9 protein-coding genes are annotated in these 14,621 nt (G+C 43.4%); 5 read left to right on the forward strand and 4 right to left on the reverse strand.

Annotated elements, in window-relative coordinates:
• Positions 1 to 36 precede the first annotated feature (36 nt).
• The 3 genes from ACTS60_RS11830 to ACTS60_RS11840 all read right to left on the reverse strand — a co-directional run bounded on the left by ACTS60_RS11830 (position 37) and on the right by ACTS60_RS11840 (position 4,940).
• On the reverse strand, positions 37 to 3,084 hold the full coding sequence (locus ACTS60_RS11830; protein ID WP_440888397.1) for an efflux RND transporter permease subunit: 3,048 nt from the start codon (positions 3,082 to 3,084) through the stop codon (positions 37 to 39).
• The gene (locus ACTS60_RS11835; protein ID WP_440888398.1) at positions 3,081 to 3,851 is read right to left on the reverse strand and encodes an efflux RND transporter periplasmic adaptor subunit; all 771 of its coding nucleotides are present in this window, start codon (positions 3,849 to 3,851) and stop codon (positions 3,081 to 3,083) included. Before ACTS60_RS11835 ends, ACTS60_RS11830 begins: the two co-directional genes overlap by 4 nt.
• A 270-nt stretch (positions 3,852 to 4,121) precedes the next feature.
• Complete coding sequence (locus ACTS60_RS11840) at positions 4,122 to 4,940, reverse strand: hypothetical protein (RefSeq protein WP_038887145.1); 819 nt, start codon at positions 4,938 to 4,940, stop codon at positions 4,122 to 4,124.
• A gap of 405 nt (positions 4,941 to 5,345) precedes the next feature.
• Between ACTS60_RS11840 and ACTS60_RS11845 the strand changes: the two genes are divergently transcribed.
• From ACTS60_RS11845 to ACTS60_RS11860, 4 genes are all read left to right on the forward strand, one after another.
• Positions 5,346 to 6,032 (forward strand): winged helix-turn-helix domain-containing protein, encoded by a 687-nt coding sequence (locus tag ACTS60_RS11845; protein WP_440888399.1) that lies wholly within the window; start codon positions 5,346 to 5,348, stop codon positions 6,030 to 6,032.
• Positions 6,011 to 6,493: a hypothetical protein gene (locus ACTS60_RS11850; protein ID WP_440888400.1), complete on the forward strand. Its 483-nt coding sequence runs from the start codon at positions 6,011 to 6,013 to the stop codon at positions 6,491 to 6,493. The genes ACTS60_RS11845 and ACTS60_RS11850 overlap by 22 nt, the downstream gene beginning before the upstream one ends.
• A 171-nt stretch (positions 6,494 to 6,664) precedes the next feature.
• Positions 6,665 to 8,284 carry an MFS transporter gene (locus tag ACTS60_RS11855; protein WP_440888401.1) on the forward strand — a complete coding sequence of 540 codons (1,620 nt, stop codon included), beginning with the start codon at positions 6,665 to 6,667 and terminating at the stop codon, positions 8,282 to 8,284.
• Between the two features lie 68 nt (positions 8,285 to 8,352).
• Entirely contained in the window at positions 8,353 to 10,017 is a 1,665-nt protein-coding gene (locus ACTS60_RS11860) for an MFS transporter (RefSeq protein ID WP_440888402.1), read from the forward strand.
• A 765-nt stretch (positions 10,018 to 10,782) separates the two neighbouring features.
• On the opposite strand, the gene ACTS60_RS11865 is transcribed toward ACTS60_RS11860, so the two are convergent.
• Positions 10,783 to 12,519 (reverse strand): amidohydrolase, encoded by a 1,737-nt coding sequence (locus ACTS60_RS11865; protein ID WP_440888403.1) that lies wholly within the window; start codon positions 12,517 to 12,519, stop codon positions 10,783 to 10,785.
• 722 nt (positions 12,520 to 13,241) lie between these two features.
• Between ACTS60_RS11865 and ACTS60_RS11870 the strand changes: the two genes are divergently transcribed.
• The gene (locus ACTS60_RS11870; protein WP_440888404.1) at positions 13,242 to 14,348 is read left to right on the forward strand and encodes a M20/M25/M40 family metallo-hydrolase; all 1,107 of its coding nucleotides are present in this window, start codon (positions 13,242 to 13,244) and stop codon (positions 14,346 to 14,348) included.
• The last annotated feature ends 273 nt before the right edge of the window (positions 14,349 to 14,621 follow it).

The raw sequence follows: 14,621 nt of genomic DNA on the forward strand, positions 1-14,621 counted from the left end.
AGCCGAGCATATTGCTCGGCTTCTTGTTTTTAATGGTTACTTAACCAGTATCGCATCATTTGTCTTATCATCGATTTCATTAGGCGATTGCACGCCGTTATTACGATGAGTCCAAAGGTAGATGGATGGAATAACCGTAAGGGTCACTATCATCGAGATAACACAGCCCCATCCTACTACTAACGCCATTGGAGACATGTAATTGTCATAACCACCAAACCCATACGCCAAAGGAATTAGACCAGCAACCGTCGTGATGGTCGTTAATGTTATTGGTCGAACGCGACTTTGAGTCCCTTGAATGACAAACTCTAATAGGTTGCTTTTATTACAATCCGATTCGTGTTCTTTAAAGTGCCAGATCAACACTAAGCTGTTATTCACCATGATACCAATCAAGGCGATCATCCCGATAATCGAGAAGAAACTTAAAACTTGATTGTGTAAGAACAAAATGAACAACGCACCCGCAATACCAAAAGGAATCACCGTTAAGACAATTAACGTCTCTCTCATCCTATCGAACAACAAGATGAGAAGCAGAGCGATGCCAATAAACGCCACGCTGATTGCAATGATAAAGCCTTGTTGTGCTTCCTGGGTTTCAAGGATTTGGCCAGTAGCGATGATCGATGCACCGCCGTACTCTTTATTGGCAAACTCTTGTTGTACCAAAGCAAACACCGCCACTGGGTCTGTAACTGTAGCATCTACCCCTGAAGACACGCGAATAACTCGTTCACCGTTAAAGTGCTTGATCTGCGCTTCTGAGTCTGCATTTTTCCATCGAACCGACTCGCTCAAAGGCACAAGCTTGTTATCACTTGCACGAACTAACAGGTTATTGAGCTCCTCAAGTGACTTGTCATCCTCTTCTAACGCAACTCGGAAGTACACTTCTTCCTCACCGTTAAAGATGCGAGTCACTCGCTGACCATCAATCGCGAACTTGATAATGTCACCTACTTGGTTCGCGCTAATACCATAGTATTTTAACCAATGGTGCTGTAGTTCTGCTTGGATCTGCGGTGCAGGTGCGTTCAAATCACGACGCACACGACTGGTTCCGTCCAGAGAATCAATATATGCCGTTAAGTCATTGGCTAAGTTCTCGCGACCTTCGTCCGTTCCGCCAACAACACGTAAATCAACTGGGCGCCCAACTGGTGGCCCACCACCATCAATGTCAAATTCGATCTGCGCGAGACCGGTAATTTGTGTGGCTTTCTCTTCCCACTCTTCAACGATTTGTTCTGCAGTACGGGTTCGACTATTAGGTGGTGTTAGTGAGATAACCCAATAGCTATTTGGTGAACTCACCTCTCCGTACCAGTAGTTTACCTCTTCCGTATTTTTAATCAGTGACTCTAATTTCTGAGTTTCTTGCCAAACATCATCCAAATCCAGTTCTGGATTGGACTCAGCACTTATCTCGATCAGATACGCGCCATCCGTAGGGAAGAACAAAAAACTCAAGCTCTTATAAGAAATTGCACCTAAACTCAGGATTACAACAGTGATACATGGTAACGCCAACTTGCTATTGCGAATAACAAACTCAATCAATCTATTAAGGATCGTTAAATCTAAGAAGGCTTTCTTTTTGAGTTGGTTTCGCTTGGTTAAAATGCCTTTTAGGTGAGCAGGAATAAAGAACAGTGCATCAACGAATGAGAAACACAGAGCCACAATCACGGTAAGCGGAATAACATAAACGAGCTTACCACTGTTACCAGGTAAAAAGAGCAACGGCACAAACGCGATCATGGTTGAAAGAATACTTGCTAATACAGCAGGAAATACGCTCTTCACCCCCTGAGTTACAGCAGTTTCAACAGGGTATCCCTCTTCGACTAACGCGACGATTTTATCACTGACAACGACAGCATCATCCACAATGATGCCAACGATTAAAATCAATGCCGACATGGTAAACACATCGAGGATTTGGCCAAAAGGTGGAAGTAAAGCTAAGGTGCCAAAAATACAAACTGGAATGGAAACCGCAACCCAAAACGCGATTCTTCGGTCTAGGAACAGCGCCAGAGTAATCAGCACTAAACCAAGTCCTACCAAACCGTTGTCTTTCACAATCCGCGCTTTTTCTTGAATATCTCCAGACAAATCAGAACCGATTGCGATTGTGTACTTATCCCCTAGTAAACTTTGCTGGCTATCAATCAACGCTTTAACCGCATTGGAAGTACTAATGACATCGGCTGTTTCATTGGTCCTGAGATCAAATAGGATACTCTTATTACCGTTTATCGAGCCGTAAACATCACCTTTTTCAAAACCATCCTCAATGACACCTGAGACATCTTTTAGCTGTATATTGGGACTGAATGAAATGAACATGTTTCTCAGCTCATCAAGACTGTCCAACTCTGCCGATGTCATTAATTCAGGGTTGTTCTTGAGCGTCTCTAGACGTCCTCCACTGATCAAAGTGTTACGCTCGGCAATCAGTGCTGCAACTTGGTCGAGTGTCAGACCATACCGGCGCAATGAGATCGGTTCGAGCTGAATTAAGAACTCAGGAGCGCGTAAATCAACGGTATAAACCTCACCTATCCCCTCAACGCGGCGCAACGCGAGCTCAAGATCTTTGGCTTTCTGTCGCAGTGCTTTGTAGCCAACATCACCTGAGATACCCACTACCATGAAATCTAAGCTGTACGATTTTTTGATCGAAAGTGTTGGCGCTTCAGTCACTCCCGAAGGCAAGTCAGATACGCGTGCCAATGCATCTCGAATGTCTTGGTAAACCGCATTGGGGTCAGAAACATTACTATCCAGCACCACACTGATGTTTGAAATGCCAGTTTCAGAGGCAGACGTAAACTCTTTTAGGCCTGAAATGGAAAGCAACTCTTTTTCAATCTTACTGGTAATATTACTCTCAATATCTTTAGCACTTGCTCCGGGATAGACCGTAACAATGTTACCTTTTCCCAGATCAAACCGAGGCTTTTCGGCTAACGGCAGGTTATACGCAGTTAACGCCCCTATACTGATGATCAAAATCGTCAGCATTTTGGATGCAAACTTGCGATGAGAAAGCAGGTCTAGGAAGAAATTCACATCGCCTCCTCATCATTGAAATACACATAAGATTCCATGCCAGGATTTAGGGTGCCATCGGCATTTTTAACTGTAACTTCGACGAGAAAGCCCGGCTCACTGTTTTGAAAAGCGGGTGAGAGCAAGGTAATCGTTCCATCTAACGTCTTATTCACCGAAGGGACTTCAACTTTAACTGCTTCGCCTTTGGTAAATTTATTAAAATCCAACTCTAACAGGTGAAAACGCACCTTGAGCATGTCCATATCTGCGACGACAAATAGAGGGTCACCCACGGAAACATACTGCCCGAGTTCCACAGAACGGTTAATGATGACACCATCAAAAGGCGCATCTGGTGTCGCTTTATCTAGCGTCCTCGCTGCGATTCTGTATTTTGTATTGCTGACATTAAATTGGGCTCGGCCGATATTGGTTACGCGGATTTGATTATCCACATCGCTCACCGATACACCTTTACTCTTCAATAGAGACTGATAACGCTTCAGTTGTTTCTCTTGAATATCAAGTTCAGCTTGGCTGACCTCCAGCTCATTTCTCGCTAATTCTAGGTTCAACGCATAGTCTTGCGACGACAAAGACAGCAGCTCTTGCCCTTTAGTCACCGAGTCTCCATTGTCATAGGCGTAAGAATCGACGACTCCAACTACCTCACTTTTTACAATGACACTCTTTTCCGGAATCAATTGGCCAACAACATAGTCATTCGAAGCATGGACAATACTTGATAGGAAAAACAACGGTATTAGTGCAGATTTTTTATTCATTTAGTTATCTCAAATCCGATGAACCAAAAAAGACCTGTGCACGTTGTTCTATTTAATAGAACAAGAAACCACTGATACAAACGCACAAGCCCTTGGTGTTTATCAAGACGTTAACCAAAAGTATGGTTAACCATTAGTGCAATAATTTATTGATGCTTCCTATAAATTATCAGTGTAATTGTGGAAAAAAAGTGAGTTTGGAATAGGAAGGTGTGAGACGGGAGAAAGCGGCTAGATTGAGCCGCTTAGATAACTATTGAATTAGTTCTATTAGAAATAGTAGCTATAGGTAAACTTGAGTTCTGTACCCTGTCTGTTGTGGCCAAAGCTCTGTTCGGTATCATCAAAAAACTCAGTGTAGGTAACCTTTCCCCAGTGCTTACGGTTTTCTGTAAAAGGAGTTTGGAATGCGAGATCAAGCTGGAGCTGATTAACCGTCCCTACACTGCCGCCAAAATTAAGTGAACTAAACTGCGGGTTTACCTGAACATGCGTGCCATTTTCATGTAGGTAAATAGAGTTTAAGTAATTGAACTGAAACCCATAAGTATAATCATCTGTAATACCTAATCGGCTATAAGTACTGTTATTTTGTCCGATAGCGCCAGCTAGTATTGGGAAAGACAGCCAGTTTTTAAATGGGGTGTTAACTCGAATCAAGCCACCAACAGCAAACAAGCGATCCGAAATTGCGTCAGTAAAACTGGTTTCGATGTAGTCTAGAGACACACCAACCATAGGCGCATGCTGCCAGTCAGTATGGCTAACCTCGAAGTAACGAGCCCGAACTTGGGACAAGTTAAAGTCTTCGCTGCCCACCTTGCCTCTATCTTGTCCTTGAATGGTTAGCTGTCCCAGAAAGAGATTGTCGTTGCTTTTTTTTCCTGACATTTGCCCTTGGATTTGGGCAAAGTCATTATCCTGCTCCCTAAAGCTTTGCTTACCATAAGTGATATTAATCACTGAGGATACTTTTGTATGGTCACCAGGATCTGGTGCATCTTCCGGAGTAATATGCTCCTCAGCCAGAGCATAAGACGAAAAAAGGATCAGGGCACTACTTAGCGTTATTTTCTTATAGTTAGTCATGGTCAAAAACCTATTGCGCGTTATTGGATAATGGTCATTGTCGACATAAACCAAATTCCAAATCACTCTAGATAAATTGCACCTTGCTAGATAACAAAATAAAAAAACAATAAGTAAAAAAAAATAGTTTCTTAATGATGCCCTGCCCTAGAGCCTAATTACGAAGGCACCACGCTGAGAATTCAGACAAACATAAAATAGACAGTAAATATCTTTCCGCGCAACACATTTATACATCAAATAGAATTCTCATTTATTGTCACTTATTTATGCTCGACTACTGTTTAAAATCTCATTTTTGAGCTTTCAATTTTCGATGCGGCTCATTTATTGCGGTAGATCAAAATCAAAAACCTCGGCACCCAGTTAGCATATTTATCGACGTAATGACATTGAGAATACTAAATGGCCAAACTATGCCTTGAGCCACCAATTTATAAGGTGGGCGATCTCTACTACTCACCAACATCCGCTGTGGTTGATAATCAGGGAGAGTTGAGTCGCTTGCGAGCACGTGAAGCGAGCTTATTCTATGAGTTAATCAAAACCTTTCCTGATGTGCTATCTCGCAGTTCAATAGAACAAACGCTCTGGAAAGATTCTTACGCGACAAATGCAACAATCAATCAAACGGTTAAAGCACTAAGGTTTTCACTTCAAGACGCAGACAGAACACTCATCAGGACCATTCCAAAGCAAGGTTATGTGCTTTCCGCTGCGCCACAGATTGAAGATTCTTACGGTAAACCAATTGTTGAAGAACCAAAGCAAACTGAACGAGTCCTAAATGATAACCAACAAGAGGATACGCTCAAGCCAAGATCCAACGTAGTACAGTCTGTCGCCACAATACTTATTGTCGCTATTGCTTCTTTTGCACTTTCTGCGTCAGGCGTTTTTGTTTCTAAGCCCAACCGTATCAGTCAACAACACGGCAAACACTGGATACTCTTTAATGCAACAGAACAAGAACTCGCATCTTTGCCTGTGAAACAAAATGGGTCCACTAAATACATAACTAAACATGAGTCATTCTATAGAGTTTGCTCTGAAACAACAGGGGTTCTGGAATGCCAAAAAATCGACTTTTAGCACTGTTTCTACTTACAGTAATTGGCGGACTATCAAGCTTTCTAGGAACTCAGGTCTACCACTATTTGAATGACCCTTTCCGCCTTTATGAAGGAGGGTGGCAAGGAGAAGGTGCAATATATGTTGGAGATAAAAAGATCGATAGCAGCGCTTTTATGCTCGTCAATAATAATGATATTCGGCTTTCGATTAATAACAAATACCAAGACTTTAGCTACACATATGATGGTAATTTGGTGCTGCAACAACGAGAACACGTGAGTGCGCATTTCGATATTGAAAACCGACATGTACGTGGATTAGAAGCATTTATTGAAAACACCAAAATAGATGTTCCTCTGGGTGGAAACCTATTGCGCTTGAACGCTTGGCATTTAGATGAAGGCAGAATATTTGTCGAAGTTGAACAAAGTAACGGCTTGGACGTATCTTACATTTTAACTAGAAAATCAGATAGTTAATTTGGTTTTATGTTTTTTTTATTTCTGATTTTAGAAATACAATTTTTTTTGTTCTAAAGATACTTTTTTTGGTTGGAGAGCAAATAGGCTCACAAGGTTAAATAGCGATGAAGATTATTTCATAACTATAACGACTTGAGCTTTTGGCTCTTCAACTAAAAGGTATCTACAATGACGGTATCCGCTTCTACTATTCCTACTCCTGAGGAGAAAACAGGGCTAGCCAAATGGTTTCCTTTAATTGTTCTTCTCGCCGCACAATTCTCTACCATGGCTGACAACTCTGGCCTTGCTATCTCTACCGATGCTCTAATCGCCTTGCACGGCGCATCCATGCCACAAATTCAAATGGCAAACGCTATGTATCCTCTTATTGCAGGTGCAGGTATGATTGCTGGTGGCTTAATCGGCCTTATTATTGGCTGGAAACGCCAAATGATTATTGGCGCCGGCATGCTTGCTGTAGCTTCGTTCGGTGCTGCTTTTGCTCCGAATATGGAAGTTCTAAACTATGGTGCGCGTGTTGGCGCTGGCTTGGGCGCTTGTTTGCTCATCCCTGCGGTTCTCGCAAACGTTGCTGGCATTTATAAAGGCAAAGACCAAGCCATTGCATTTTCGGCCATTGCTGCCTTGGTCGGACTTGCAAGTGCTGTAACCCCGCTTCTGTTTGGCTTTATTCTTGATGTCGCGAGCTTCCGAGTTGCGTTTATTGGCTTAGGCATCTACTGCTTGCTAGTTATGTTTGGCAGTATGAAACTTCCAACGCTTGATTCTAGCCCTTTCAAAGGAAAGCTAGATACGGTTGGTATTGCACTCGCTGGTATTGGTTTACTTTGCTTTGTTACAGGTCTACTGAAGATTTCTGAATGGGGCCTAGTGGCACCACTAACAGACTTCACCATCCTTGGCATCTCTCCAGCAATCCCAACAGTACTACTTGGCGCTGCAATTCTAAAAGCGTTGATGGTATGGGAACGTCGATTCGAGGCACAAGGTGGCACACCACTACTGCCGTCTTCATACAGTAAGAATCCTCAAGTTGTAGTCGGCCTTGTGCTATGTGCAACTATCTTCCTGCTATTTGGCGCAACTGGCTTTATTAACGTATCTTACATGCAGCTTGTTGCGGGTATGAGCGCATTCTCATCAGGCATGGCACTGTGTGCTTTCGCATTAGGCATGATGATCGGTTCACTCGGTGCACCAGCTAAACTGGCTCACCTAACTTGCCAAAGAGTCTGTCAGCTAGGCTTTATCATTGCAGCTGCAGGTACTGGTTTAATGTTCTTTGGCTTCACCGCTGATGGCATCACCTTCTGGCAATATGTTTCACTGACTATCTTTGGTACAGGTGCTGGCCTACTTGCTTCTCAGGCATCGATTGTCGTGACATCAGCTCTGAGTGAGCGTGAAGCACAGCAATCTGGCGGTATCCAGGCTACATCACGTAACGTTGGTCAAGCATTTGGCGTTGCGATTCTAGGTTCTGTAATGCTGTTTTCTCTGACTGGAGCAATCAAGTCTAATGTCGCGGAGCATGAAGCATTATCTGCAGAAACTAAGCAAATCATTATTGAACAACCTTCTCTACCATTCGTATCAAACGCAATGGCAATTGATCTCATGGAGCACTTAATCGTTGATAAGGAAGAACAACGTATAGTGATCGAAGTAATGGCTGAATCACGTCTGCAATCTGTTCATTACGCACTGTTTGCGTTGATTGGATTAATGCTTGGCGGGTTAGCGCTTTGTTCAAAACTACCCCAACGCTCATTAATGAAGAATTAACGGTGACATTAAAGCCTCGGCAATGCCGGGGCTTTATTCGTTTACCTCAGCAAACCTAGTGAGATTCTATGGATAAAACTAAAGATAAAAAAACGACTTGGTTGCTCATTGCACTGTGTTTGGCGCAATTCACCCTCTCCGCGGACGTAGCAAACCTGTCGATCTCAACCTCAGCGCTCGTTAATGTCTTTCAAACAGACATTTCCAACATTCAGTTTTTGGGAATTGTCCAACCTCTCGTTGGCGCTGCTTTCATGCTCCCTGCTAGCATATTAGGCTTGATCATCGGCTGGCGACGACTCCTGATCCTTGGGACATCAGTAGGGTTCATCTCTACGCTTGGTTTCATGACCATTGATAACATCAACACAATTTCGCTCTTGATTCGCCCGCTTGCTGGCATTGCATCCGCACTGATTCTTCCAGCAGTCCTCGCACTTGTTGTTGCCCATTTCCCAGGAAAAGATCGTGCTATCGGCTTTGGACTCATGGCGGCTTCGACGGGGCTAGCAGCAGCTCTCATCCCTTTACTTAGTGGCTGGCTACACGATAATACCAGTTGGTTTTGGGCATTCATTCTCATAGCGGTCTGCTATTTTTCCTGTCTTATTGCCGCCATTTTTGGGATTCGCCCTATACATACCAATCAACCAACTAAGTTCGATACGGTTGGGGCGATATTGGGTGCGGCGAGTACCGTAACTATCTTTTTCGGATTAGTAAAAATACCTTATTGGGGAGCAGTTACCGTATTAAACGGTGCAAATGTGCCAATATGGCTGAGCTTTGTTTTTCCTTTCAGCCCGGCTCTATTTTTGCTCTGCTTTGGAGCCATGCTCTTTACGCTGTTCGTCATCCAGCAAATACGATTTGAGAAACGTCACGGCTTTGCTTTGCTGCCGTTCAGTTGGTTTAAAAACCGTGCATCACGAACAGGTTTCATTGTTCTCGCTTTAATGTACATCGCGCTCGGTGGCAGCAGTTTTGTTATCGTCACTTATCTACAAGTCGCAATATCCCTTTCATCTGCACATTCTGGGGCGATCATTCTTCTTTTCTCTGCATGTATGATTGGTTTATCCATCGCGACGCCAATCGTATTCAAAAAGCAGTCCCCAAAGAGGCTATGTCAAACTGCTTTCATCGGGATGTTAACCGCTAGCGCTACCCTAATATTTTCAAGCCAAAGCCTGTACATACTGCCCCCCTTCTATGTCGGAATGGGCATACTTGGTGCTTCTATGGGTATTTTGGCATCACAATGCCCTGTCATCATTACTAGCGCATTAGGAGAGCGAGAGGCAGAGCAATCTGGCGGCTTACAAGCGACGGTAAGAAACATCGGATTAGTGCTGGGAATCAGCCTATTTGGTGGTTTGAATCAATGGGCAATGGATCACAGTATTCGTTCGAATCATGAGATAACTACCTACTACCCTCGCTCTTTTGTCTCCGATTTAAATCAAATATCTCATGTGCCCTATATCGACGATAGTCGAGTTGAAGTGCTACTCGAACGCTATCAACTTGATTCTCACCAAACCTCCTATCTATTGAACGAAAATGCTAAGGCTCGCGCATTGGGGTTCAACCTTGCAATGGGAATTCTTGCCACTATCGCACTTATCGGTGGTTATGTGAGCTCTCAAATCCTCCGTCAAAACACCAAGTGTAAGACTAAACCAACGAAGATATCGCAGGCCCCAAAGCCTCTGATGAAAGGTCAGCATTAAGGTTCTGACCGTCCATTCCCATTTTCCTATCTTTATCTACGCTGCATCAACTTAACTCAATAGTGGATGCAGCTCCCTTTTAAACGTTACCCTACCATTCCTTGCGCCACTCAAAGCCTGACTGAACTGGATGCATCTAGTTTGCCTTATGTCGTTGATTCAGAGGTCAATTAAGAACCCCAACCAAACTTACCATCATGCTTCTATATTAAGAGCTCGACATTGGTAAACCTTCCACTTACAGATATAGCGGAGAACTCAACGCGAAACCGTTCTTCTAAGCGAATCTAAAGCGTGACTGCACCGCGTTCTCTTTGCTAGCTATCCACCATGTAACACTTCAGTAATACGACGCTGAAGAGTGAGGCTAAAACAAGCCTATGCGTCCAACTGATATATACCCAAGTAACCTCGAGATGCTAGGTTCAGCGAGAATGACTTGGTTTGTAGACGCGGCGGCGATTTAAAGGTCTAGTGGTTCTAAATCAAGAATCGGCAACAAAGTATACAAGCCAAGGCCCTTACTATTTGTAAAGAGTGCCCTTTGGGAGCGTGTCATTGACTCGGTTTTTTATTAAACCAATGGCTGCGTCAAACAACTTGGAAAGAGCTGGCTATTACGCTGCGTTGTTTTCCTTGAACTCGAATCAATGACAACGCTCTGAATCCTGCATCTTGAAGTCACTTGGGTATACCGACATAAAATACAAAAAAAGAGCACGGATTAGGTGCTCTTTGACTTGAAGTGAAAGTGTGAGATTTATATTAAGCCATTTCTGGTTCTTTCACTGACGTTGTAACCGTTTGGTGCACTGTGACATCGCCACCCAACACTGTTGCGTGCACACGAATATCTTTAATTTGTTGTTTAGGTGTCTCGAGAGGGTTTGCATCCAAAACTGCAAAGTCTGCAAGCTTACCAGCACAAATTGAACCCTTGCTCTCCTCATGGCCCATTAGGTACGCTGCGCCTAGCGTTACCGCATGTAGAGCTTGCTCTGCAGTTAGGCACTCTTCTTCTCCATATACATTCCCAGAGAAGATACACTGGCGGTTCATCGCCCCCCACATCATAAATAGCGGGTTTACCTGAGTCACACCATCATCACAGTGGATAGAGAACGGAATGCCTTTTTTCGCAGAAGTTTGAAATGGATTCAGGCGCTTAACAAGCTCTGGCCCAACGGTTTGAGTCGCGTGCACGTCACCCCATACTGGAATATGAGTACCAAACAGGTTGTGGCAAATACCCATCTCTTTCATTCGGTCCATCTGCTCATCTGTCACCATTTGGTTGTGCTCTAAACAGTGGCGAGCATTTGGCATTGGCGTATCTTTTTGCATACGCTCAATAAGGTCTAATAGCTTCTCTGTAGTCCCATTGCCATTACAATGGAAAGAAATATTGTAGCCAGCTTTATGGAAAGGCAACGACGCTTGGTAGATATCCTCAATATCACGGGTAAGTGACGTACTTGGCTTGCCATTGTAATAGCTGTGACCATCCAGTAGATTTGCAGTAAAGCCTTGAATAGAACCATCCGTATTTACATACTTCACGCTACCAATACTCAAACGATCATTGTTGTCTTGCTTCATCTTTTCGACACTGTCTAAATCAAAGACGCCAACCAGTGGGTAAGCCGTAACACGCAGCTTAAATGCTGGGTTAGTGCTCAGAGCTTGATACAGCGGGTATGGATTTGAAGGCAATCCCATTCCGCAATCAGACACGGTAGTGACACCGAGTGAATGAGCAATATTCGCATAGTCGATCAACGTCTTACCGATAACTGCTGGATCGCTGCCGTAGTTGAAAGCGCCGACATTGAGTGCGCGATAAATGTCCTTCATTTCCGCAATATCACCGGTTAGACGGCCATTCTCACGCAGTACAAACTCAGGATCATCATCTAAGCTGTAGCCTACCTTTTCGATCGCTACAGTATTCATACTCGCTAAGTGGCAGCTAGCATGCATAAAAAATACCGGAGAGTCATCAATGACCGAGTCTAAGAAATCACGATTTACGATCGTTCCATCAGTAATCAACAATGGATCTAGCCCCCAAAGATTCAGCCATTCCCCCGTTTTTCCTGCATCATCGTGCTCTTTTTTTAGTTCTAAGATTCGAGCTTTCAGCGATGCCCCAGTGGAACTACCCTGCAATAGTTTTCCACCCACACCAAGCCTGTCATACTGGCCACCATATTCAAACATCCCCGTAAACAGCGCAGCGATTAATGGGTGCATGTGGGCTTCAATAAAGCCTGGAACAATTGTTTTTCCTTCAAATTGTTCGTCGCAGCGATAGTCTAACCTCTCACTATTTAGGTAAGTTTCAGCTTGGTCTTTGGTACCAGTGAACAGTATCTTACCTTCCTTTACAATGACAGCGCCTGCTTTCGGCTGTTCTGTATTCATCGTAATGATGTTGCCAATGTATAAAACTGTTTCGTTGCTATATTCAAGGCCAGGTTTAAGAGTTGTTTTTGTTGTCATGGTAAAACTCCAAATATGTAGGATTCATCGTTATATGGTTACCCAAATGACTTCAAAGTGCAGGATACAAAGCTACTTGGGTATTTTTGTTCCTCTTCAACTTGCCTTAACCAGAGTGTTGTTTCGAGAATTTAAAAATGAAATAAAATGATGAAATAAAATCCAGACATAAAAAAAACTAAAGACTCTGATTTTAAAGGATATTTATTATCACAAGTGATTCTGATGTCGTTCAAAGAACATATGGACTTCAAAGCTACCAACTGGATACTCAGTACCGTGTTCACTGTCAAAAGAAGCTGACGACAACTCTAGGAAAAGAAAAAAGCTAATTAGGACACTTATAATAATTAGAACGAATAGTCGAAAGTAAAAACTCATCACTGCACACCTTATTTATTAGCCGTAGTGGTCTATTTATAGTGCTTATTTTTTCCTCATTTATTGACAACCTAGTCTTTAAAACAATTTCTTATCTATTGTCATTTTTATTTTTTATTTCACGAACTAGAGCGAATCATCTCACAACGGTTGAAATAACGGATTTCGTGACCACCGCATCAGATCCGGTATTTCAAAGGTCAGAACAATGTCAGGCAGCTGTGTTTTTTGATTCAAGACAGTTTTAAAGGGTTTAAGGTGTGTAATAAGAAGTGTTCTGTTCCCTTTCGGGCCCGCACGATACGGATGCGGTCTCGACCCAGAAAGAAAGAGACACCCAAATGACACAAATCAATCAAGAACGTCTAGTTGAACACTTCTGCCAACTGGTTCGCATCGATAGCGAATCAATGAATGAAAAACAAATCGCAGAAACTCTAGCTGAGCAACTGGGCGAGTTAGGCTTTACCGTTCAAAAACTAGCTGTACCAGAACATATTTCTAACGGTTTTAACGTATACGCGCGTCTAGAAGGTAAGAAAGAAGGCTCTATCCTAATGAGCTGCCACATGGATACCGTAACACCTGGCATTGGCATCGAGCCTGTCATCGAAGACGGCATCATTCGCTCTAAAGGCAATACAATTCTTGGCGGTGATGACAAGTCTGGTATTGCGGCAATCATGGAAGCGGTTCGCTCCATCCAAGCAGAAAACCTTGAGCACAAAACACTAGAACTTGCATTCACTGTGCATGAAGAAGGCGGTCTGTTCGGCTCTGAGTACTTCGACATGACGCACGTAACGTCTAAAGAAGCGATCGTACTAGACACAGGCGGTCCTATCGGCACTATCGTGACAGCAGCACCTGGTCAGCAAAAAATCGTTGCGACAATCAAAGGCCGTCCAGCACATGCGGGGCTAGCACCTGAAGAAGGCATCAGTGCAATCATGGTAGCGGCAGATGCCATTAACCAGATGAACCTGCTTCGCATCGACGAAGAAACAACAGCAAACATCGGTATGGTAAATGGTGGTCAAGCGACTAACATCGTAATGCCAGAGCTAAAAATCGTTGCCGAAGCTCGCTCTCTAAATGGCGAAAAGCTAGAAGCGCAAGTAAACCACATGATCTCTACATTTGAGTCTGTGTGCGAAAAACATGGTGCAGAAGTTGAAATCGAATCAAGCCGCGCATACGACGCGTTTGTTATCGAAGAAGACAACGCACACGTATCAGCAATCAAAGCGGCATTCGCTGACATGGGCATCGATGCGTTCACAAAAGGCACAGGTGGCGGTAGCGACGCGAACAACTTCAATAAGAAAGGGCTAACAACCGTAAACCTTTCTACAGGTATGGCAAAAGTACATACCACTGAAGAATTCATTGCAGTGGACGACATGGTGAAAATCACAGAGTTCGTAAAACACTTCCTAGTAAAATAAGCTCACTGCAAACCTAAATTCAGATAATCACTTTGCTCCCCTTCCGGCCCTATGCTTGAAGGGGATTTTTTATTAGAGACTTTTGCTTACTTCACTTACTAGATTGTGCCCACTGTAAATAATAATCTAGTGCCATAAATCCACCCATAACTTTGTGACACCGTCACTAAAAGCCCCAAAATAGATAGCCACAATATCAGTTTTTGCCCTGAACATTGGCTATTTACTCTCCTTCTACCAACACATTTTAATAAAAAGCCTAAACACTTATAG

The organism is Vibrio sp. WZ-1 (genome assembly GCF_052037695.1).
GTDB lineage: Bacteria > Pseudomonadota > Gammaproteobacteria > Enterobacterales > Vibrionaceae > Vibrio.

Excerpts from the sequence above, each read along its gene's own strand:
- ACTS60_RS11835 (WP_440888398.1), bottom strand. The coding sequence starts at position 3,851 with ATGAATAAAAAATCTGCACTAATACCGTTGTTTTTCCTATCAAGTATT.
- ACTS60_RS11840 (WP_038887145.1), bottom strand. The coding sequence starts at position 4,940 with ATGACTAACTATAAGAAAATAACGCTAAGTAGTGCCCTGATCCTTTTT.
- ACTS60_RS11845 (WP_440888399.1), top strand. The coding sequence starts at position 5,346 with ATGGCCAAACTATGCCTTGAGCCACCAATTTATAAGGTGGGCGATCTC.
- ACTS60_RS11850 (WP_440888400.1), top strand. The coding sequence starts at position 6,011 with ATGCCAAAAAATCGACTTTTAGCACTGTTTCTACTTACAGTAATTGGC.
- ACTS60_RS11855 (WP_440888401.1), top strand. The coding sequence starts at position 6,665 with ATGACGGTATCCGCTTCTACTATTCCTACTCCTGAGGAGAAAACAGGG.
- ACTS60_RS11860 (WP_440888402.1), top strand. The coding sequence starts at position 8,353 with ATGGATAAAACTAAAGATAAAAAAACGACTTGGTTGCTCATTGCACTG.
- ACTS60_RS11865 (WP_440888403.1), bottom strand. The coding sequence starts at position 12,519 with ATGACAACAAAAACAACTCTTAAACCTGGCCTTGAATATAGCAACGAA.
- ACTS60_RS11870 (WP_440888404.1), top strand. The coding sequence starts at position 13,242 with ATGACACAAATCAATCAAGAACGTCTAGTTGAACACTTCTGCCAACTG.